The 20,443-nt window shown below is 68.5% G+C and carries 13 protein-coding genes; 8 read left to right on the top strand and 5 right to left on the bottom strand.

The features are described from left to right. The first annotated feature begins 44 nt into the window (after nt 1–44). A complete protein-coding gene (locus ACT3SP_RS15220) occupies nt 45–3,704 on the top strand; it encodes a glycosyltransferase (protein WP_444588151.1) in 3,660 nt (1,219 codons plus the stop codon). Nucleotides 3,705–3,755: 51 nt separating this feature from the next. Here the strand turns inward: ACT3SP_RS15220 and wecB are convergent, their stop codons facing one another. The 3 genes from wecB to ACT3SP_RS15205 all read right to left on the bottom strand — a co-directional run bounded on the left by wecB (nt 3,756) and on the right by ACT3SP_RS15205 (nt 7,986). Then, on the bottom strand, nt 3,756–4,820 hold the full coding sequence (gene wecB / locus ACT3SP_RS15215) for a non-hydrolyzing UDP-N-acetylglucosamine 2-epimerase (RefSeq protein WP_444588150.1): 1,065 nt from the start codon (nt 4,818–4,820) through the stop codon (nt 3,756–3,758). 74 nt (nt 4,821–4,894) lie between these two features. Continuing rightward, the gene (locus ACT3SP_RS15210; protein WP_444588149.1) at nt 4,895–6,523 is read right to left on the bottom strand and encodes an amidohydrolase; all 1,629 of its coding nucleotides are present in this window, start codon (nt 6,521–6,523) and stop codon (nt 4,895–4,897) included. Between the two features lie 50 nt (nt 6,524–6,573). Then, the gene (locus ACT3SP_RS15205; protein ID WP_444588148.1) at nt 6,574–7,986 is read right to left on the bottom strand and encodes a sodium/glutamate symporter; all 1,413 of its coding nucleotides are present in this window, start codon (nt 7,984–7,986) and stop codon (nt 6,574–6,576) included. Nucleotides 7,987–8,511: 525 nt separating this feature from the next. Between ACT3SP_RS15205 and ACT3SP_RS15200 the strand changes: the two genes are divergently transcribed. The 7 genes from ACT3SP_RS15200 (at nt 8,512) to ACT3SP_RS15170 (ending at nt 17,633) form a co-directional block, all read left to right on the top strand. Next, a complete protein-coding gene (locus ACT3SP_RS15200) occupies nt 8,512–9,198 on the top strand; it encodes an ABC transporter permease (RefSeq protein WP_444588147.1) in 687 nt (228 codons plus the stop codon). A gap of 5 nt (nt 9,199–9,203) precedes the next feature. Then, nucleotides 9,204–10,289: a taurine ABC transporter substrate-binding protein gene (locus ACT3SP_RS15195; RefSeq protein ID WP_444588146.1), complete on the top strand. Its 1,086-nt coding sequence runs from the start codon at nt 9,204–9,206 to the stop codon at nt 10,287–10,289. Then, complete coding sequence (locus ACT3SP_RS15190) at nt 10,286–11,074, top strand: ABC transporter ATP-binding protein (RefSeq protein ID WP_444588145.1); 789 nt, start codon at nt 10,286–10,288, stop codon at nt 11,072–11,074. Before ACT3SP_RS15195 ends, ACT3SP_RS15190 begins: the two co-directional genes overlap by 4 nt. A 146-nt stretch (nt 11,075–11,220) precedes the next feature. Beyond that, complete coding sequence (locus ACT3SP_RS15185; RefSeq protein ID WP_444588144.1) at nt 11,221–12,972, top strand: hypothetical protein; 1,752 nt, start codon at nt 11,221–11,223, stop codon at nt 12,970–12,972. A 195-nt stretch (nt 12,973–13,167) separates the two neighbouring features. After that, nucleotides 13,168–14,430 carry a glycosyltransferase family 4 protein gene (locus tag ACT3SP_RS15180; protein ID WP_444588143.1) on the top strand — a complete coding sequence of 421 codons (1,263 nt, stop codon included), beginning with the start codon at nt 13,168–13,170 and terminating at the stop codon, nt 14,428–14,430. Between the two features lie 332 nt (nt 14,431–14,762). Beyond that, nucleotides 14,763–16,199: a hypothetical protein gene (locus tag ACT3SP_RS15175; RefSeq protein WP_444588142.1), complete on the top strand. Its 1,437-nt coding sequence runs from the start codon at nt 14,763–14,765 to the stop codon at nt 16,197–16,199. A gap of 108 nt (nt 16,200–16,307) precedes the next feature. Continuing rightward, entirely contained in the window at nt 16,308–17,633 is a 1,326-nt protein-coding gene (locus ACT3SP_RS15170; protein WP_444588141.1) for a D-glucuronyl C5-epimerase family protein, read from the top strand. Here ACT3SP_RS15170 and ACT3SP_RS15165 read toward each other — a convergent pair. Next, complete coding sequence (locus tag ACT3SP_RS15165) at nt 17,596–19,101, bottom strand: hypothetical protein (protein WP_444588140.1); 1,506 nt, start codon at nt 19,099–19,101, stop codon at nt 17,596–17,598. The genes ACT3SP_RS15170 and ACT3SP_RS15165 overlap by 38 nt on opposite strands. Before the next feature lie 83 nt (nt 19,102–19,184). Then, complete coding sequence (locus tag ACT3SP_RS15160) at nt 19,185–20,246, bottom strand: hypothetical protein (protein ID WP_444588139.1); 1,062 nt, start codon at nt 20,244–20,246, stop codon at nt 19,185–19,187. Nucleotides 20,247–20,443: the final 197 nt, after the last annotated feature.

The raw sequence follows: 20,443 nt of genomic DNA, 5'->3' as shown, positions 1-20,443 counted from the left end.
GTGCGGACCGAGGACCCGAAACGTCCCGGAGGAAGAGGATTCTGATGCGTGCGAAGCTTCGCGTTGTCTCCGTCGTGTTCGGGGGAGCGGCGCTGGTCCTCCTCGGGCTGCTGCTCGCCACAGCGGTGACCAGGTCGTGGGCCCTCGCCGCGGTCACTGCCGGGATCGGGCTCCTCGCGGTGGTCGGCGCGGTGCTGGTGGGAAACGCCGCGATCGAGCGGATCCTTCGCGGCAGGGATCGGAGCTCGACCAGGATTTCCCATCTCGACCGGAGCGTCGCGACCCTCGAGGAGCAGATGGGTGGGGCGGATGCCGCCGCCGAGGCGCGGGAGGAGGCGAGCACGGAGTTCAGGGCGTCCGTGGCTGCGCAGCTCACCGAGCTCGACGAGCGGGTGGGTGCCGAGCTGGCCGAGGTCAGGACTCGCACCGGGAGATCGTGGGAGCTGAGCACCGAGACGGCGCTGCAGCTCGGCCGCAGGCCACGCTCCTTCCTCTCGCCCGAGCAGGCGACCGAGCTGTTCGAGCACTATCTCGACGAGGGCCGGCTGCTGGAGACGGCTCCGCTGCTTCGGAACTATCGCGGGCTCATGAACAGGGACCTGGGCACTCTGCGGTCCCTCTATCGCTTCTTCAAGGCGACCGGGCACTGGGATCTCGCGGCCACGACGCTCCGGCAGATCGCGGACAAGTCTGGCCGCGGCAGCGATCGGAAGGCAGTGCACGCGCTGGAGAAGGACATCGCGGTCTTCTCCCGGCCGGACAGCGTGAGCGCGGACCTGCCGGCCTCCCCGGCCTATGACGCGTCCGGTCCGGTGGTGCACATGGTGGGCAAGCTCCTGTCGGAGACGCAGTCCGGATACACCTTGCGTACCCATTACACCGCCCAGGCTCAGGTGCGCCGCGGACTGCCTGCGGTGGTGGTCGGCCAGTCCGGGATCGTCGCGGACTCCGCGCGGGAGGCGGTCCCTTTCACGATCGACGACGTCGACTACTACCGGCTCCCCGGGCCGCACCGGGCCGGCGTGCCGATCGACCAATGGCTCCAGCACGACATCCAGGAGTTCGGCAAGCTGGTGCGACGCCTCCGTCCGAGCATCCTGCACGCGCACTCCGACTTCCAGAACGCGGTGATCGTCAGCGTGGTGGGGAAGGCGTACGGAATCCCCACCGTGTACGAGACGCGGGGATTCTGGGAGGAGTCCTGGCTGACCCGGGCGATCGCAGCGAACGGCTGGGGCCGGGATGCCGATCGCCTGCTCGAGACCTACGGGCTCCCCTCGGCCTACGCGCTGCGCAAGCGTGCTGAGGAGACGGCGCGAACCCTCACCGATCGCAACATCACGCTCGCCGGGGTGATGAGGGACCACATCCTCGATTCGGCCGGAGGCGCCCTGCGCGAGGAGCAGGTCTCCGTCGTGCCGAACGCCGTGGATCCCGAGGAGTTCCCGATCCAGGACCGCGACCCGGCGCTCGCCGCCCGGTGGGGGCTTCCCGAGGGAGCCGTGACCGTCGGGTACGTCTCCTCCATGGTCGAGTACGAGAACATCGAGACGCTCGTCGACGGCTTCCGGCTGGCGGCCGAGAGGGTCTCCGTCCCGCTGTATCTGTTGCTCGTGGGTGGTGGCAAGCACCTCGAGGCGCTCCGTGCGCACGCCGAGAGGACGGGCACCACGAACGTCATCTTCACCGGCGCCGTGCCGCACGATGACGTGCTTCGGTACTACGGACTGATCGACATCTTCGTGGTGCCGCGAGGAAAGTCCTCCGTCGCCGATCTCGTCACGCCGCTCAAGCCGTTCGAGGCGTTCGCCACTGGGAGGGCCGTGGTCCTGTCCGATGTGGAGGCCTTGAAGGAGATCGCGGAGGACTCCGGCGCGGCGCAGACCTTCCGCGCCGGGTATTCCCGTGATCTGGGGCGGAAGCTGGTGTCGCTCGTCGAGGATTCCCAGCTCCGCCGGGACCTCGGAGTGCGCGGCGCCCGCTGGGTGCGCGGCCACCGCACCTGGGACCGTAACGTCCTGAAGTACTACCGGGTCTACCAGGAGCTGGGGTATCGGGGCCCGGCGGATCCGGCTCTCGTGAAGGGGTCGCGGTCCCGGAAGCGTGCGGCCGAGTCCGGGGAGCGCGCCGGTCACCGCGCGCAGGGCGCGCGCGCCGTCGGGGCGGAGGACCGCCCGGAGGATCCGGACGGGCAGGTGGTGCTCCGCGAGCCGCAGAATGTCGTGAGCATCCCTGCGCCGCGGCCCGCGGATCGGCGGGGCGACGGTCGGCGGGCCGTCGTGGTGGCGATGAAGCCTCAGATCGCCGGACGCATCCGCCGGAACATCCTCACCCTGCTCGACCTCGGGTTCGAGGTGACGGTCGTGAACACCACCCCCCGCGGCGACTTCTTCCAGGGTCTCGAGCACCCGCAGCTCAGCGCCGACTTCGTCGACGTCCGGTCGATGGCAGTGCGCTATCAGTCCCGGATGACGCGCAAGAAGAACGAACGCCAGGTCGCCTGGGACCGCGAGAAGAAGGAACGGGCACTGACAGTGCGCGCGCCCGCACCGGATGCCCCGGCCTGGATGACGCAGGGCGTGCCCGGCACACAGCTGCTCCACCGAGGATGGACCTCGGAGACGGGCCGGGAGACCAGGCAGAGGCTCGACGAGCTGTCGACGCGTGCTCACAAGCGCTGGAGGAAGCTCGCCGGCGACTCACGCAGCAAGCGGGACCTGGCGATCCGGGACCAGCTGAAGCAGGTCCACCTCCTCAACCGCTTCGTGGAGTTCTGGCGGCTCTCCCCGGACAGGATCGCCGAGCATCACCCGGATCTCGTGGTGAGCTCCGACCTCCCCGGACTCGTCGGGGCGAACATCGCGGCCCGGCGGCTCGGGGTCCCTCACCTGCACGACTGTCACGAGCTCTACCTGGAGAGCACCACGCTGCGCCCCTACGAGCGGAAGGCCCTGTGGCCCGTGGAGAAGGCATATCTCCGGCGCGCGGACTCGGTGGTGGTCGTCAACGAGACCATCCGCGACGAGTACGAGAAGCGCTACGGGGTGCGCGGCACCGTGCTGCGCAACGCGGCCCCGGCCGTGCCGGAGGAGGTGCGTGCGAACCCCGTCGACCTCCGTGCCCTGGCCGGGCTCCGACGGGACGAGAAGGTCGTGATCTACCAGGGTGGGTTGGTCGCAGGCCGAGGGCTCGACGTGCTCGTCCGCGCGGCCGCCCACTTCGCGGACGGGGTGCACCTGGTCCTCATCGGCAGGGGGAGGTCACTCGACGAGCTCACCGCCCTGGCGGATTCACTGGGCATCCTGGACCGGGTGCACTTCCTGCCGGCCGTGCCTCCGGGAGATCTGCCCGCATACACCGCGGCCGCGGACGTCGGGGTCATCCCGTATCAGCCGGTCTCGCGGAACAACGAGTACGCACTGCCGAACAAGGCCTTCGAGTATCCGGGCGCCGGCATCCCCTTCGTCGCAGCGGACCTGCCGGAGCTGCGTCGCATCGCGCAGACGGCCCGCTGCGGCGAGGTGTACGACCCCTTCGATCCCGCGCAGCTGGCGGATGCCGTGCGCGCGGTCCTCGACCCCGAGCGGTATCCGGCCTACCGGCGCAACGCCGAGACCTTCGGCCGGGAGAACACCTGGGAGAGCGAGCGGGAGATCCTCGTCGGAGAGATCCAGCGCCTGACGCGGTCGCAGCCCGCCGAGTAGCTCAGCGGGCCCCCGGAGCGTGATCCGCTCCGAGGGTCCGCCGGCTCCGGGTCATGCGTGCTCGCGGAGGGCGTCGATGCTGCGCAGGGCCGCGTGTCCGTCGCCGTAGTGGGCGGGCCGCTCGGCGGTGGGGCGGGGCCGGGACACGGCCGCGGTGAGCTGGGCGGGGTCGGTGACCAGTCGGTTCCAGTCGTTCTCGAGGGTCTCGACCCATTCGGTCTCGGTGCGGACCGTGGAGCAGGGGGTGCCCAGGAGGTAGGCCTCCTTCTGCAGGCCGCCGGAGTCGGTGACCACGGCCGCGGCACGCTGCACGGCGCCGATCAGCTCGGGGTAGGCCACCGGGTCGCCGACGTGGACGGCGCCGCCGGCGAGCTGGATCCCGGCCGCTTCGGCCTTGGCGGCCAGGCGGGGGTGGGCGAACAGGGCCAGCGGCATCTCCAGGGCCTGCAGGGCGGTGATGATCGCGGTCAGGCGCTCGGGGTCATCGGTGTTGTCGGCGCGGTGGATGGTCGCGACCGCGTACGGGGCGGTGGCGTCGATGCCCTCGGGCAGGGCGGGCTCGGCGTCCTTCACCGAGGCGGCCACGCGCAGGCACACGTCGGTCATCACGTCCCCGGTGACGACGGTCCGCTCGGCCAGTCCCTCGGCGGCGAGGTGGTCGCGGGCGACGTCGGTGGGGGCCAGCAGCAGGTCCGCGGCGTGGTCGGTCAGGACGCGGTTGTGCTCCTCGGGCATGCGACGGTTGAAAGAGCGCAGCCCGGCCTCGAGGTGGGCGACCTTGAGGTGCATCTTCACCGCGGACAGGGTGCCGGCGAGGGTGGAGTTGGTGTCGCCGTAGACGAGGGTCCAGTCGGGGCGGTGCTCCTCGAGGACCTCGTCCATCCCGGCCAGCATCGCGCCGGTCTGGCGGCCGTGGGAGCCGGAGCCGACGGCGAGGTTCACGTCCGGCGCCGGGATCCGCAGGTCCGCGAAGAACACATCGCTCATCGCGGCGTCGTAGTGCTGGCCGGTGTGGACGATGACGTGCTCGACGTCCTCCCGCTGCGCGGCCGCATCAGCGATCGCGGCGAGCTTGACGAACTGCGGGCGCGCGCCCACGACGGACAGGATCTTCATGAGGGGACCTCTCGGGGGACTCAGGGATGACGTCGTCACTGTACGGAAGGGTGGAGGGCGACGAGGCCAGCTGTCTACGCCTGGTGCACGACGACTCCGTCCTTGATCGTGGTGATGACTGCGATCTCTCGCAAGTCCTGCGGCGCCGTTGCCAGCGGATCGGCCGACAAAATCACCATGTCCGCCCGCATCCCCTCGCGGAGCTGCCCCTTGGACTCCTCCTCGCCGTACTGGTACGCCGCCTCGCAGGTCACGGCGCGCAACGCTTCCCAGACGGAGATCCGCTGCTCCGGGCCGATGCTCTGCCCGGTGCGGCTGATCCGATTCACGGCCGCCCAGATCGTCAGCAGCATGTCCGGGGGAGTGACCGGGGTGTCCTGGTGCAGGGTGACCCGCACGCCGCGATCCAGCGCCGAGCGGGCGGGGGAGATGCGCCGCCCGCGCTCGGGGCCGAGGTTCCGCAGGTGCACGTCGCCCCAGAACCAGGTGTGGACCGAGAAGATCGAGGCGATCATCCCCAGCGGCGCCATGCGGTCCAGCTGGTCGTCCCGCACCGTCTGGGCGTGGATCATCACCGGCCGTGCCTCCAGCAGCGCCGGCATCTCCGCGCCGATGCGCTCGGCGGTCTCCACCCACAGCTGCGCAGCGGCGTCCCCGTTGCAGTGCGCGATGAGCTGCCTGCCCTGCCCGGCGACGGCACGGGTGAACTCCTCGACCTCGGCGGGGGTGTGGATCGGATAGGCGCAGCCGGGCTCCTCATCCCCCTCGATCGGTGCGTAGGGCTCGCTCATCCAGGCCGAGCGCGCCTGCGGAGAGCCGTCGAGGATCATCTTGTACCCGCCCAGGCGCAGCCCGCTGCGGTAGTCGCCCGCGTACTCGGAGTGCTGGTCGAAGGCGGAGGTGCCGGACTGCACCACGGGATAGACCACCACGTCCAGGCCCAGCGCCCCGGCACGGGAGGCCTCGATCAGTCCCTCGACGGTGGATGGGTCCGCCGCCCCCTCCTGGGCGGTGGTGATGCCGTGGCGGAGGTAGTCGGCCACGGCGAGCTCGGCGGCCCGCAGCGGATCGGCGACCCCGGCGGGCAGCAGGCCCCCGCCACCGCCCGGGGAGAGGATCGGCAGGTACGCGGCCATCGCGGGATGCTCCTCGACGTACCCGTCAGGCGTGCCGTCGGCGAAACGGCCGAAGCGTCCGCCCTCGGGATCCGGGGTTTCGGCGGTGAGGCCCGCGCCGTCGACCAGCACAGAGTTGCCGACGGCCACGTGCATGCTGCGGTGCAGGGCGAACACCGGCAGCTCGGTGCTCACGGCGTCGAGATCCGCACGGGTGGGGTGGCGGCCCTCTGCCAGCAGCTGCGGATCGTACTTCGCCCCCACCAACGGGGCGCGGTCCTCGGCGTGGCGCCCCGCGAGGCGCTCGCGGAAGGCGCCGACGATCTCGGCGATGCTGCGGGCGTGCTCCAGGTCCACCAGGGCGGCGAGCATGCCGTGCTGGAGCAGGTGCCCGTGGGGGTCGATGAAGGAGGGCATCAGGGTGCGACCGGCGAGATCCACCTCGTCGGCCTCCGGGCACGCCGCAGCGCGCACAGCCCCCCGGGCGCCGACGGCGGCGATCCGCCCCTCTCGCACCAGCACCGCCTCCGGGGCGTCGTCGGGACCGACCATCGTAAGGATGCGGCCGGAGTGGTAGATCGTCTCCATGGGAGAGCTCCTTCGCTCGAGGGGGTGGTGGGCGGCGGCGGGAGCCGCGCTCACGGTGAGGTCGGTTCTGCGGTCCGCTCGGCGCGCTCGTCGACGGGCCCGCCGAGGTTCCAGGTGCGCCGGCCGAAGCTGCGGGTGAGCAGCATGATCACGAAGTAGGCGAGAGTCAGCGCGGCCATCACCGCCACGGCGGCGGGCAGTCCGAGCTCGCCCGCGAAGGCCCCCGAGATCACGAGCATCGCGGGAATGTAGAGCAGCTCGGGGAGGTTCATCAGTCCCATCTCCGCCATGGTGGTGGTGCGCATGCGCGGGTCGAGGATCCGCACCAGTGCGAGGCCGGTGGGGGTGGTTCCGGTGAGCGTGCCGTACATGCCCATGGTGCGCTCGAAGTCGTGGTCGCTGCCGTAGCGCTGACCGATCACGAAGCACAGCCCCACGGTGAGTGCGGTGACGATCAGGCAGGTGGCGAGGATCGGCACCAGCCAGGACACCACCACGGCTGCCTGCACGGCCATGAAGGAGGCGACCACGACGTAGTCGGTAGTGAAGCCGGTGAGCTTGGCCTGCATCTGGCGGTCCAGCAGGTGCTCCACCCGCAGGCGCCCCATCACCCAGCGCACGAAGTACGCCGCGAGCAGGCCGTTCATGAACATCATCCCGCTGATGGTCTCGCCCACGAAGCCGGGGATGTGGCCGAAGATCCAGGCCAGGCCGTGGGCGAGCAGGTAGGCGATGCCCATCATCGTGATGTGGACGGTGAGGGTGTCGATGCTGCCGGAGAAGGTGGTCTCGGTGCCCATCGACTCCGTGTCCTCCTCTTCGCGGTAGTACCCCTTGCCCACCGAGTCGGAGATCCCCATCGAATGGGTGGCCAGGCCCTTGTTCATGCCCCACTTCGCGAGCGGGACGCCCACCAGGAACGCCGCGGCGAAGCCGGCGGAGGCGAAGGCGAGGCCCACGTCCACGGCATCGGTCCAGCCCTGCTGCTCGAAGATGCCGGCGAAGGTGACGGCCTGACCGGGCCCTTGCGCGAAGGCGAACGGCACCATGAATCCGTAGATCGTGTCCATCCCGCCGAGGCCGCCGGTCGCCCCGACCACGCCGATGCCCACCAGCGCCTGGATCGAGAACACGAGCGTCCAGGTGAGCCCCATCGCCCAGGCGCCGCGCAGCAGCACCCTCTGCGTGCGCCCGCCGTCATCCTTCGTGCCCGGGGGCGGCGGGGTGAGGCCGATCGAGATGAAGGAGATCGTGAACAGCTGCGCCGTGAGCATCGTGAACAGCTCGGCGTCCACCCCGTCCAGCACGCCGGACAGGCCCGCGTTCATCGCGATCGCGCCGAGGAACCCGGCGATCACGAAGGCCGGGACCATGTTGCGGCGGAAGGCGGGGATCCAGCGCCGCAGCGCCATGCCGATCAGGCAGAAGATCCCGATGAGGGACAGGCCGAACAGTGCTGACACGGGGAAGCTCCTCGTCGCGTCCGGTGACGTCGTACTGGGCCGACGATCCGAACACGGCTGGTGGTGGTCGTAACAGGGGGACGCTACCGGCTCGGGGGATCCGGATGGGAAGGCGCTCGCTCACCGGGAGTGAACTGTCGGGCAACGCCCGGGGTGCAGGGGCCCGGGGACGCGTGCGCAGATGAGTCGGGGGCGCGTACATTCTGGGTGGACGGTGAAGGGTCGCTTGGCGGAGCAGTCCCTCCCCGGCGACCAGGCACGAGACGATGGAGCGGAAGCGGCCATGAACAACGGTGCAGGAAGAGCGGCTGCCGAGGCGCCACCTCCATCGCGGCCCGTGGCGGACGCGGAGTCCTCGCAGTCCCAGCACGTCCACGTCAGGAAGGCCGCGAAGCGGGGACGGTCCCGGCGGAGACGGCGGAACCGGCTGCTGCAGGGTGGAGTGCTCTTCGTAGTCGTGGCCCTGTGGTGGTTGATCACGGCGATCGAGCTCGTCGATCCGCTCTACCTGCCGGGCCTCAGGCGGTGGCGGGAGCCTTCATCGACGCGAACCGCTGCCTCGTGGTCGAGGAGAGCACCGGACGGTCGGTGTGCGGCGTCCAGAACTACTACCTGTGGGAGCACCTGATCGCTTCGCTCCAGCGGATCGGGGTCGGCGTCTCCCTCGCGGCCCTCGCGGGCACCGCCCTGGGATTCCTGATGAGCATGTGGGAGCCGGCGAACACTGCTCTCGCCCCGTACCTGAACTTCCTGCGGGCGCTGCCGCCGCTCGGTTACATCGGCCTGATCATCGTGTGGGTCGGAATCGGGGACACCTCGAAGTACCTTCTGCTCTTCCTCGCCGCCTTCCCGCCGATCGTGATCGCGACGATCGACGGGGTGCGCGGGGTGCGCGGGGACTACGTCTCGGCCGCGCAATCGATGGGGGCAGGATCCACCCAGGTGGCGCGTTTCGTCGTCTTCCCCGCAGCGACCGCCTCGATCTTCTCCGGCGTGCGTCTCGCCGTCGGCTTCGCGTGGACCACGGTGGTCGCCGCCGAACTCAACAACGGCATCCCCGGCATCGGCGGGCTCGCCTGCATCTCCGGCACTCAGCTGAACACGGCCCTCACGATCGCCTGCATCATCGTGATCGGCCTCGTCGCAGTCGCCCTCGACGGGATCATCCGTGGGGTCGGCGATCGCCTGGTGCCCTGGCACGGAAAGGTCTGACCGACGTGAACCTCCCTCCTCCCTCCTCCCGCGGCACCGCGGGGCGCCTCGTCGCGGCCGCCGTTGCCGTGGTGCTGGCGCTCAGCGGCTGCGTCCAGTCCGGGCGCACCAGCCACCCGGACAACTTCGCCGGAGAGGTCGCCTGCCCCGTCGACCCGGACCCCACCATCACGACCACCGCGCGCATCGCCTGGCAGGCGATCCCGAACGGCGATCTGGTGGTGAAGGACCTCCAGCTGCTCGAGGCCTGTATGCCGGAGGCCGACATCTCGTGGCTCAAGCTGAACTCCGGCGGCGACGTGATCCAGGCCTTCGGCTCGAACTCCCTGGACATCTCGCAGGTCGGCTCCAGCCCTGTCGTGAAGTCCGCGTCGCCGCCGCTCTCCAAGGACGTCAGGGTGCTCTGGATCAGCGACGTGATCGGCGATGCCGAGTCGCTCGTGGTCAAGGACCCGGAGGTCGAACAGCTCGCCGACCTGTCCGGGAGGACGATCGGCGTCCCCTTCGGATCGACGGCGCACTACTCCCTGCTCACGGCGCTCGGCGAAGAGGGTCTGATCGGTGAGGTGCGGGTCATCAACCTGGCGACCGACGCGATCCTCGCAGCCTGGCAGAGGGACGAGATCGATGCGGCGTGGGTGTGGGAGCCCACCCTTTCCGAGCTCCTGGCCGCGGAGGGCCACACGATCCTCTCCAGCGAGGACAGCGCCGGACTCGGAGCGCCCACCTACGATCTGATCGCAGGGACCGACAGCTTCGTGAGCGAGAACCCCGAGTTCATGAAGATGTGGACTCTCGTCCAGGCCGAGGGGACGCGACTGATGAACGAGGAGCCGACGGCGGCAGCGACCTCGGTCGCGGTGCAGCTCGACATCTCCCAGGAGGAGGCGGAGAAGCTCCTGGGCGGTTACCTGTACCCCTCCCTCGACGAGCAGGCCGGGCCGGAGTACTTCGGCGGCGACGGGCTCTCGACTGCTCTCGCTGGCACGGCCGAGTTCCTCGCGGACCAAGGTGAGATCGACTCACTCGCGGAGGACGAGGTCTACACGGAGATGCCCTACGGCGACTCGATCGCGGAGGCCACGGAATGAACGACACGGCATCTGCTGCCCCTGTAGTCACCCTGGACGGCGTCTCGCAGCGCTTCGTGACCGATGGGGGAGATGTGGTCCATGCCCTCGCGGAGACCGACCTGACTATCCCACAGGGGCAGTTCGTCTGCGTGGTGGGGCCCTCCGATTGCGGGAAGACGACGCTGCTGAAGATCATCGCCGGGTTCCTCAGCCCGACCGGCGGCACCGCTCTCTACCGGGACAGCGTCATCACCAAGCCCGGAGCAGAGCGCGGGGTCGTCTTCCAACAGCCGAACCTCTACCCGTGGTTCACCGTGAGGGACAACGTGGCCCTTGGTATGCGGGTGCGCAAGGTGGGCAAGAAGGAGCGCGCGCAGAAGGCGCAGGAGCATCTCGAGCTGGTGGGGCTCGCCGATTCCGGTGATGCCAAGCCGTACGAGCTCTCCGGCGGTATGCAGCAGCGTGCTCAGATCGCCCGTGTGCTCGCGAACGAGACCGACGTGATCCTCATGGACGAGCCGTTCGGTGCCCTGGACGCCATCACCCGGGCCAGGTTGCAGGCGGACCTGCTGAGGATCCAGCGTGCCCAGCAGCGCACCGTCTTCTTCATCACCCATGACGTGGACGAGGCCGTGTTCCTCGGCGACCGCGTGCTGGTGATGAGTGCGCGGCCAGGACGGATGGTGCTCGATCAGGACGTGACGTTCTCCGCGCAGGCGGGAAGGACGCTCGGCGAGGAGATGCGACGCCTCCCGGAGTTCATCGAGCTGCGGGAGAGGATCGCGGGGGCGATCGCGCACTGAGACCGGTGCGCGACGGGACGACGGGCGTGACCGGTCGGCCGCTCACGAAAGAGCACCTGACGCGGTTCCGAGCTGACATATAGTCAGATCCCGAGACCTGGTTCCACGATGGCGAAAGCCGTCAGCCAGGGAAAGGGCGAGGGATAGTGAACATCAACTTCGGGGTGGCGGCGATCTCGGAACGCGGGCGAGCACTCCTGACACCGCTGTGGGATGCGGCGCTGCGTATGGGTGGCGAGGCCTTCGATCTCGAGCACGCGCGGATGGAGAAGACCGAGCGGCGTGCTGTGATCAACGCCCGAGCGCTCGAGGAGACCTGGAACGCGCCCACGTGGCTCGAGGACGAGCACGGCGCACTCGCGCTGTCCCAGCCGCCCGTCTCCTACGAGACGGAGGTGACCCAGCCCGAGTGGCCGCGCTGGGCACTGGCGACGTTGCGCAGCGACGTGGGCCGACGCACCGTCCACCCGGGGTACACGGGCATCTCCCTGTGGAAGGACGGTGGGATGGAGATGTGGTGCGACGTCTTCGGTTTCTCGCGTCTTTACATCGTGCAGAACGAAGACTTCGTCGCGGTCGGAAATCACATCGGGATGGTCTCCGTCTTCTCCTCGACCCCACTCGAGGTCGACGAGTTCGGGGCGGATGTGCTCTCGCAGATCGGCTTCTGGCCGCTCGACAACTCTCCGATGACCGCTGTCCGACGCCTCGGCCCCGCGGAGGTCGTCGCGGTCGGCATCCACGACGAGGTCTCGCGCCGCCGGTATGCCACGGAAGAGGAGTTCTTCCAGTCCGGACGTCCCGGGCCGGACCTCGACGCGGTGGCGGCCTCGCTCGCGCTCTCGACCTCGAATGTCGGTGCGTTGACCATGAGCGTGCCGACGGTTCATCTCTCCGGTGGCCAGGACTCCCGGTTGACCGCGGCCGCCTGGATCGCGGGTGGCCGCACAGGCCGGATCAGCACTGTCGGCAACCTGCAGGGCGAGGTCGACGTGGCGACGTCCCTGGTCTCGGTGCTCGAGGAGGAGCGGTCTCTGGAGGCGCGCGGGCTGGTCCACCGGGTCACGACCACGAATCCGCGCAGGACCGCGACATACTCCCTCGAGGACCGCATCACCGCAGGGCTGCGGCAATGGGACGGCGACTTCGCCCCCGGCAACCTCCGCGCGCCGATCGTCCGACCCCCGCGGCGGAGCGTCCTCTCGATCGGCGGGGGCAACGGGGAGATCATGCACCCGATGTATTACGGGAATGAGCGCATGCTCGCTCTCGTCCGGTCCCTCGACCATCCTGTCCTTCGGATCTCCAAGGCCTTCGCCCCCCGGTGCAACGTGCAGCGCGTCGCGGAGAGTACGGACGCATATCTCGAGGGCATGGCGCACTTCCTGCGGTCCCTCGGGCAGCGTGACGCTACCGCTCTCAACATCTTCCAGATGATGGCGAAGTATCGACGATGGCTGAACTCGCAGCTGACCGGTACCTCGTTCGTCCTGCTGGCCAACCCCCACTTCGTGAGAGCAGCCATCGCGCTCACACCGGAACAGAGGCTCGAGCGGTTCATGCAGGCCGAGATGACGCGACGACTGGTGCCTGGATGGAGCGGGCACCCGTACTACAAGGCGAGCGCCGAGGACTTCAAGAAGTCCGACCTCGTCCAGCAGAACAGGATGTGGAACACCTCACCCGGTTCCATGGAGCGGATGCTCCATGGACGCGAGGAGTGGAAGAACTGGTTCGACGAGTCCTCGATGCTCGCGCTGGAGGCGGAGGTGCACGCCGGAGCGGGGGCCTCGGTCCACGAGTCCGTTCTCAACAAGGCCTACGTCGTGGACGCCCTGCCCGGCCATGTCGCCGGCCTCGAGACGATGCGGAGCAGCGCGTGGGAGCTGGTCCGTTGACGGGCAGCGCCGTCCCTGAGCACCGTCCATGAGGGTCTGCCCCAGTTCGTCCTCGGCATGAAGAGCCACCTGCCCCGCATCCGTGCCGCTCCTCCTCTTGCGCGGCGGGCGCACCGTCGTCGAGTGGGTACGATCATGCATGTCGGCATGCAGCCCGCCGACCTGCCACCAACCCTCATGGAGGAACGCAGAGCCATGCGAATCGCGGTCGTAGTACATAACGAGGTCAAGCGCGATGCTCGGGTGCTGAAAGGCGCTGCTTCCCTCAAGACCAGCGGGCACGACGTGCGACTTTTCGGCCTGACGGCCGAGGAGTCCGAGGACTTCGTCCTCCCGAACGGGGTGCCGGTGCATCTTCAGCACCGCGACCTCACCGGTGTTCGGGCGAGAGTGGAGGAGGAGGGGCTCGAGCGCGGGCGCGAGAGCTCCATCTGGACGTCCTTCCGGACTCAGGGCGACCTCGTCTTCGAGAGCCTCCGGGACACCTTCGTGCCGGACATCGTGCACATCCACGATCATCTGGCACTCACCGCTGCGAAGCGGTACAAGGAGGCCTTCGGGTGCCCGCTCGTCTGGGACGCTCACGAGATCTACGAGGACCTCGCGAGCATCGAGGACGTCCGCGCGGCGGTCAACGCGCGGATCATCCGGGAGAACGTGGAGTACGTCGACGGATTCATCACCCTCAACCAGAGCATCGGTGGCTTCTACCGGGAGAACTACCCGCAGCTGCCGCCTCCCGTGCTGCTGCCCAACGCCGTCGAGCGCGTCGCGCAGTCCAGCTACGACGGCCGACTTCACGAGGCGGCGGGTCTCGTCGCGGATCAGAGAGTGCTGCTCTTCCAGGGCGGGTACTCCCCGCATCGGGGCATCCCCGCACTCCTCGAGGCATCCGGGCAGCTTGATGAGCGCTGGACCCTCGTGTTCATGGGGTGGGGGAAGCTCGAGGACGAGATCCGGTCCCACGCCGAGGACCTCGCGGACCGTCCGCCGGGCAGGCCGCGAGTGGCCATGGTCCCCAGTGCGCCTCACGACGAGCTCCTCAGCTGGACGGCAGGTGCGGCGCTCGGGACGATCCCTTACGAGAACACCGGTCTCAACCATCTCTACTGCTCGCCGAACAAGCTCTGGGAGTACCCGGCAGCAGGTGTTCCGATCCTCGCGAGCGACATGCCCGAGATGAAGAGGAAGATCGATGAGTACGACATCGGAGTGACAGTGGACCGCCGCCTCGATCCTCAGGACATCGCCGACGCCGTGAACGGGCTGTCGGACGCCGACCTCGCGCGCATGAAGCAGAACTGCGGTGCCTACGCGGCCGCGGAGAACTGGCAGAACTACGAGCCGCACCTGCTGGATCTGTACCGTGAGCTGGTTCCCATGCCGGAGGAGTCGCCGAGCGTCCTGCAGTCGGCTTGGCGGAAGATCGTGCAGCTGTTCGGGAAGGAGGCACGCTGATGTCGAGCAGTCAGTTCGTCCTCGCGTACGCGTTCGACCAGGAGCACCCACCATCGGCAGACGAGTTCGCCATTCGTCTTGAGGGCGCTCATGATCACCTGACACGCCTGGCCTCGACTGAGCTCGAACTGGTGCACATCGGGGATCGCCGGTCCGGTCTCCTCGTCTGGCTCCATCAGAATCGGCACCTCACATGGCCCACGGTCGTGAGCCGCGGAGCGGAGGGAGCGGCGTGGCTCCACGTGCCGGCCGCAGCAGGCGGCCGCGACAGCGGCGTCGACGCTCTCACGCTGGCCAGGGACGTCACCCGGGGTGTCGTCGATCGTGCGGAGATGGGTGCTCCGTGTGCCGCCTTTCACTGGGACGCCGAAGGACTGCGCATCGTCAACGACCGACTGGGCATGGTGCGACTGTACGAGTTCGACGTCCCCGGGCTCGGTCACCTGTGGAGCAGTCGCCCCGGACTCGCTCACGTCTTCGGAGGGATGTCGCCCGATGTCTCGGAGTCGGCCTGGAGCGACATGGCGACCTTCGGCTGGTCGGCCGCCGGGCACTCGCTGCTCGGAGACGGACAGCAGATGCGCGCGAGCGTCACCTGCGCCGCCGACGCCTCTGGGAGGGTGTCAAGGTCAGCGGACCTTCCCGAGTGGATCCACGCCTCGATCGACGGTGGGATCCCAGACGATCCGGCCGCTGCCGAGGGAATGATCCGAGCGGCGAAGACTGCTTCCTGGTGGGACGGTCGGCCGGTGGCGGACCTGTCCGGCGGGAAGGATTCCCGCGTCACCGCTGCCGCAGCGATCAGGGCGGGCGTCGTGGACACCGTGCGCACCGTCAACACGGATCCCGGCGAGGTGACGACAGCTCAAGAGCTCATGCGCCACGGAGGCGAGGACATCCGGCATCGGGTGGACCAGGTCTCGCCTCCTGCGTCTCCGGAGGATGGCGCCCTCGCACGGTACGCCTCGTTGCACCGTGCGTGGGAAGGTGCGTACAACGCGACGTCCGCCTACCGCGCGAAGGGCTTTGCGGGATTCAAGCCGGAGCGCGCCGCTCGGATCAACGGGCTGGGGGGTGAGGCGATCCAGGGAAGGACCCTCATCGGGGAATCGGTGCGCGAGAGGCTGGCCGGAAAGGGCCCGGAAGCAGGGCGCGACCAGCTGCTGAAGCTGGCCGGGATGCGAGCGAGGGCTGTCTCGGACAGTGCGATGAACGATTCCCGCGCCGTCGTGGAGTCGTTCTTCGCGGACGCGGTCGCGCTCGGCCATGATGACGCGTTCATGGTCCTCGATCACTTCTACCACTTCAGCAAGATGCCGTTCTGGTCGCATCCGCAGGCGACAGGATCCACGCTCCTGCCGTTGTATTCACCCCAGCTCCTGCCGCGCACGATGTATTCGATGAAGCACGTGGTGCCGTACGGTGAGGTGCACCGGCGCCTGTTGCGCTCCCTCATCCCCGAATGGGCGGAGATCCCCTTCTACAAGGGGACGTCACAGACCAGGACGGCGCCGAAGATGTGGGAGAACCCGGACTGGACGGAGATCTCGGAGACCATCCGGGACGGCGTCGCGGATCTCGAGACCTTCGACGGCGAGGTGGTGCGCACCATGATCCGCGAAGCGGAGGACGGTGCCGCGACTGCCATCCATGAGACCACGCTGACCAGGGTCATCTGGGAGATCAGTTTCAGGGAGTTCGTGAAGGAGATCGCGGAGGCGTCGGCGCGGACCGCCGATCGTGTGAAGCGACTTCGCGCCCGCAGCTGAGCGGGCGCGCGGCTTTCGCGCACTGCTCCCGCGACAATGTTGGCAGCGACAGGGAGTCGATCACACGGACGTGAGATTCCGACAGAGATCACGAGGGAACGAGCAGGAATGAGCGACGAGACGGTGTACATCACGAACGAGGCAGAGGTCGGGCTGCCTCCGCTGCAGGCCTCGCGCAGAGCCGTGTGGGACTACTACCGCATCGAGTTCCTCCCCAGCGGGTACCCCGGGCGCCGCACCGGCGACGTGCTCTACGGTCATCCGATCTACGGGTCGTACGTCATCGCCGATTACATCGCGCAGTACCGCCGCACGAAGGACGATGCGTACCTCGCGGCAGCCTGCCGGGTCGCGGATGCGGCGGTGGATCAGATGACCGAGATCGGGGGAGGGCTGGCCTTCGTGTACAGCCAGGACGCCACGAAGGTCTCCAGCCGCACCCGGCCCTTCTACAGCGGGTTGACCCAGGCGCGCTATGTCGAAGCGTTCCGCAAGCTCCTCGCGCTTCCGGGGACCGAGCGCTTCCGGGAGCCGATGTCGATGATCCTCGAGAGCCTCGAAGTGCCGGTGGAGGCGGGCGGTGTCGCTCGTTTCACCGACGCCGGCGGGCTGGTCATCGAGGAGTATCCCTCGGAGGCGCCTGACTGCACGCTCAACGGGTGGACCACCGCGACCTGCATCCTCCGTGACTATGCGGAGGAGATGCGCGACGACCAGGCATGGGACCTCTTCCATCATTCCGTCAAGGGGATCGAGGACCTCATCGCGCTCTACGACGCCCCCGACTATGCGTCGTCGCGGTACAAGCTCACGGGGCGTGCCAGCTTCCGACTCACCGCACAGGAGACCGACCTCGTGCTGTCCGACTGCAAGGTCGAGATGCCGGGCAGCGGAGTCTTCGCAGGCAACCTCCAGGGCGATCCCGCCGGGGAGGCGCTGAAGGCTGGGGAACGGGTGATCCCCGCCGGTCGCTCCACGTCGGCGAACCTCCTGTTGAGCAGGATGACCTGGCCGGCACCGAACCGGGTGCACCTCACGGTGCATGCCCAGGGTGCCGGATCCGTCCTGGTGGAGATCGGAGATGCCGTATACGACCCGCTGACCAGCGCACTCCCGGTCAGGTTCCATCACGAGCTCGGGCGGTTCGACGTGGTCGAGGGCATCAATGAGCTCGACATCGAAGTCCCGTGGATTCATGCAGAGCATGTCGCGTATCCGACCAACTTTGGGAAGAGGATCGCCGGTCGACAGGTGAACCAGTACCACTGGATCCACGTCGACACCCTTGGCAAGATCGTCGACGAGACGGGAAGCGACCTCCTGCGCTACTACCGGGACCGATGGGCGCACTCTCCGAGCAGATGGCATCAGATCCCCGCATATCAGGACGAGCGGATCACCCTCGAGAGGTTCGATCCCAAGAAGCACAAGTAGGCGTGCCCGTATTCAGTGCGAGGATCTCTGCTGCGGAGATCACGGTGGCTCCGAAGACCGTGGTCGGAGGGTGGCGGTAGGCCATCGAGTTGATGCGACGCTTGATGGTGGCGTCCCAAGGTGCGAGTGCCCCCCACGCACCGGAGAAGGTGTCGCTGTGACCGAAGCGGGGCGAGTCGTTGTCGTCCCCGGGGAGCCAGCGCAATGACGCCATCCCGTTCCGTCGGGCCATGAAGAAGCGCCGGAAAGCCAGCGCGACCACGCTCAGCGCCTGATCCGGAACCAGGTCCCTGTCGAAGGCCCGCCACTCGAGGAGCGCGCGGACGCGCATCGTCGTGTGGGAGCTGTCCTCACCTCGAGCGACAGGGGGAACGGATCGCTCAGCCATGGGCGCCGAGCGTGAGACCCCGGAGAAGGTGTCGGCGTCAACGGGATAGTAGAACCAGGGGTGGCGGAGCTCCCCGACGTCGTAAGCGGTGATCTCCTTCAGGAATCGCCTCGTCAACGATGTCCCCAGGCTCTCGAGACCTGCATCGCCCCGGCGCCGTCCCAGCAGGAGGAAGGAGGTCGCGGCGTCCACTACGTGGTTGTGCGGCAGTTCGAGACCGAGACGCCGGGTGGGGAAGTCCTCGGGGGTGACGTACCACGACTGCCCGGACCGGGTCCGGATCTCGTCGTCGTGGACGAGCAGCGCCCGGAGCGCAGCGCTGTAGAGCTCTTCGGCCTCGACCTCGGTGGTCACGCCGTCGCGGGCCGCGTCCTCGATCGTCGCGGCGGCCTCGATCAGGGCGCGCGCGATCAGCCCCGTGTGCACCAGGTGCGGGGCGATCTGCTCCTGGAGCGAGTGCTCGCCCGCCGGAAGCGAGGTCAGGTCGACGGGTGCAGGAAGGCCTCGGAGGAGAACCGAGTGCATTCCGCTGCGGCGGGCGAGGACATCCGGGAGATAGTCCTTCTCGCCCGGCAGTAGAGAGCCCTCAGGCGAGGACCAGCCCGATCCATCCGGCCGGTGCGTGTGGATGATCGCGGTGCCGGAACTGGGACGCTCGATGCGCACTCCCGCCGCCATCGCCTGGAGGGAGAGCGGCACGCCTCCGACCTCTCCGACGACTGCGGTGCCGGCCGTGTAGCGACTCCCTGCCGACCAGACCGGAGCGCTCCTGCCGCGCCAGTCCTCGACCCCACGGGCCTCATCGGTGCGGCCGACCATGTGCTGGGCCCAGTTCGCTGCCCGGCGCAGGTGGCTGGAGTCTCCCGTTGCGCGCCAGGCGATGCACGCCGCACGCACGAGGTACGAGACGTCCCATGCGAAGTGTCCTGCGTCGTTCGAGGCATAGGCACGTTCTGCAGCGATCTTCTCCGTCATGGTGACGAGCCCGTGCTCGGTGTACCGCCGATAGGCCTCGCGGAGGTCCGAGATCCGATGGGTGCGCGGGCCGGAGATCCCGAAGGGGACGGCATCGTGATCCATGAAGCACCTCCCTCTGCACATCTGATGCGCGCGCGATTCTTCGAGTCGAGCCGCGAGGTTACCGCGGCAGCCCGGGAGTTCGCTCAAGACCCCCTGGGCACCGTGGTGATCACCGAGTCTGATCCGTCCGCGTGGACGACGAACGGGGTCCCGGCGATGCTCTCGACCTGGACCACGAGGACCATGCTCGACGCGTCCTCGGGCACCATGTCGCCCATGGCGTCCTGCCGAAGGGTCCAAGGCACATGGTGCGTGTCATAGTCGATGGCCAGGACCTCGTCCCAGTAGGTCGATGCCGACCGGATCTCCCCCTCGTCGTCGAGCCACCGGCCGATGACCTTCACCCGCACCGTGGACGACTCCTCGCCGGTCATAGACGCGGTGCATCGGTTGGGGCCCCGATCGCGGGAGCCCCCGACCACCGTGCAGGATGTGAGGCGCAAGGTGGTGCTCATCCGCTCGAGATCACGGGGCTCATCGATCTGTCGGCTCAGCACGTTGACGGTCCTGCCCTCGCGAACGAGCGTGGCGTCGTCCAAGCGGTGCAGCGCGAGGTGGTGTGCCCCGTCGGTCGGTTCGACCCGCAGCTCGGCGGTGAGGGGAAGTGAGGAATGGCCATCCTCCTCCACCTCGATGTACGGCGCGGAAGCCAGGAGATCACAGCGCAGCTCTTGATCGGTCTCAGGAGACAGAGCCTGGCCCGACATGGAGCCCCCTTTGGAGACGAACATGTTCGTCGTCTGGTTGCCCTTTGCTTGCATCTCGACACGACCGCTCTCGTCGTGGCATTCGACCCGGAGCCCGACCATGGCGGCGCGCGGAGTCGCCGTCGGAGTCGCACCCACGGCGACGTCGAACTGGAGGAGATGCGAGCGGCTCGGACCGGCGGGAACCGTGGTGGTGGCGACCACCGTGTCCTGGGCGCCGAAGGCCAGCGGGACGTCGTTGTGCGGTTCGGCCGTCTCCGAACCAGAGTCCCCCGGGTCAGGAGTCGGGGTGTTCGGCCGTGTCACGCCGAGCGTGACCACAGCCGTGAGGACGATGAGGACGAGCGCCCCCGCGAGGAAGCCGCTCCAGCGGACCCACCGAGGCGATCTGCGTTCACGGGCGTCGTCGGGGGCGGGATCCGAGAAGAGTTCGCTCACGACGAGCCACTGTAGCCGGGGCCGATGTGCGACGAGCCGTCACGTCGAGGGCGAGCCGGGGCCGCCGTGCGACAGGTGAGTCCGAGTCGCGGACCGCGAAGCCCAGGGCCCGGATCATGATGGTCTCGTGAGCGACGCAGATCAGGCGCGAACCGGTCTGCGAACACTCCGGGATCGAGCGGTTCGGCTGGTAAACT

The organism is Brachybacterium sp. AOP43-C2-M15, assembly GCF_052446295.1.
Lineage (GTDB): Bacteria > Actinomycetota > Actinomycetes > Actinomycetales > Dermabacteraceae > Brachybacterium.
The sequence above is the reverse complement of the archived record's forward strand: the minus strand, read 5'-3'. Positions and strand labels throughout refer to the sequence as shown.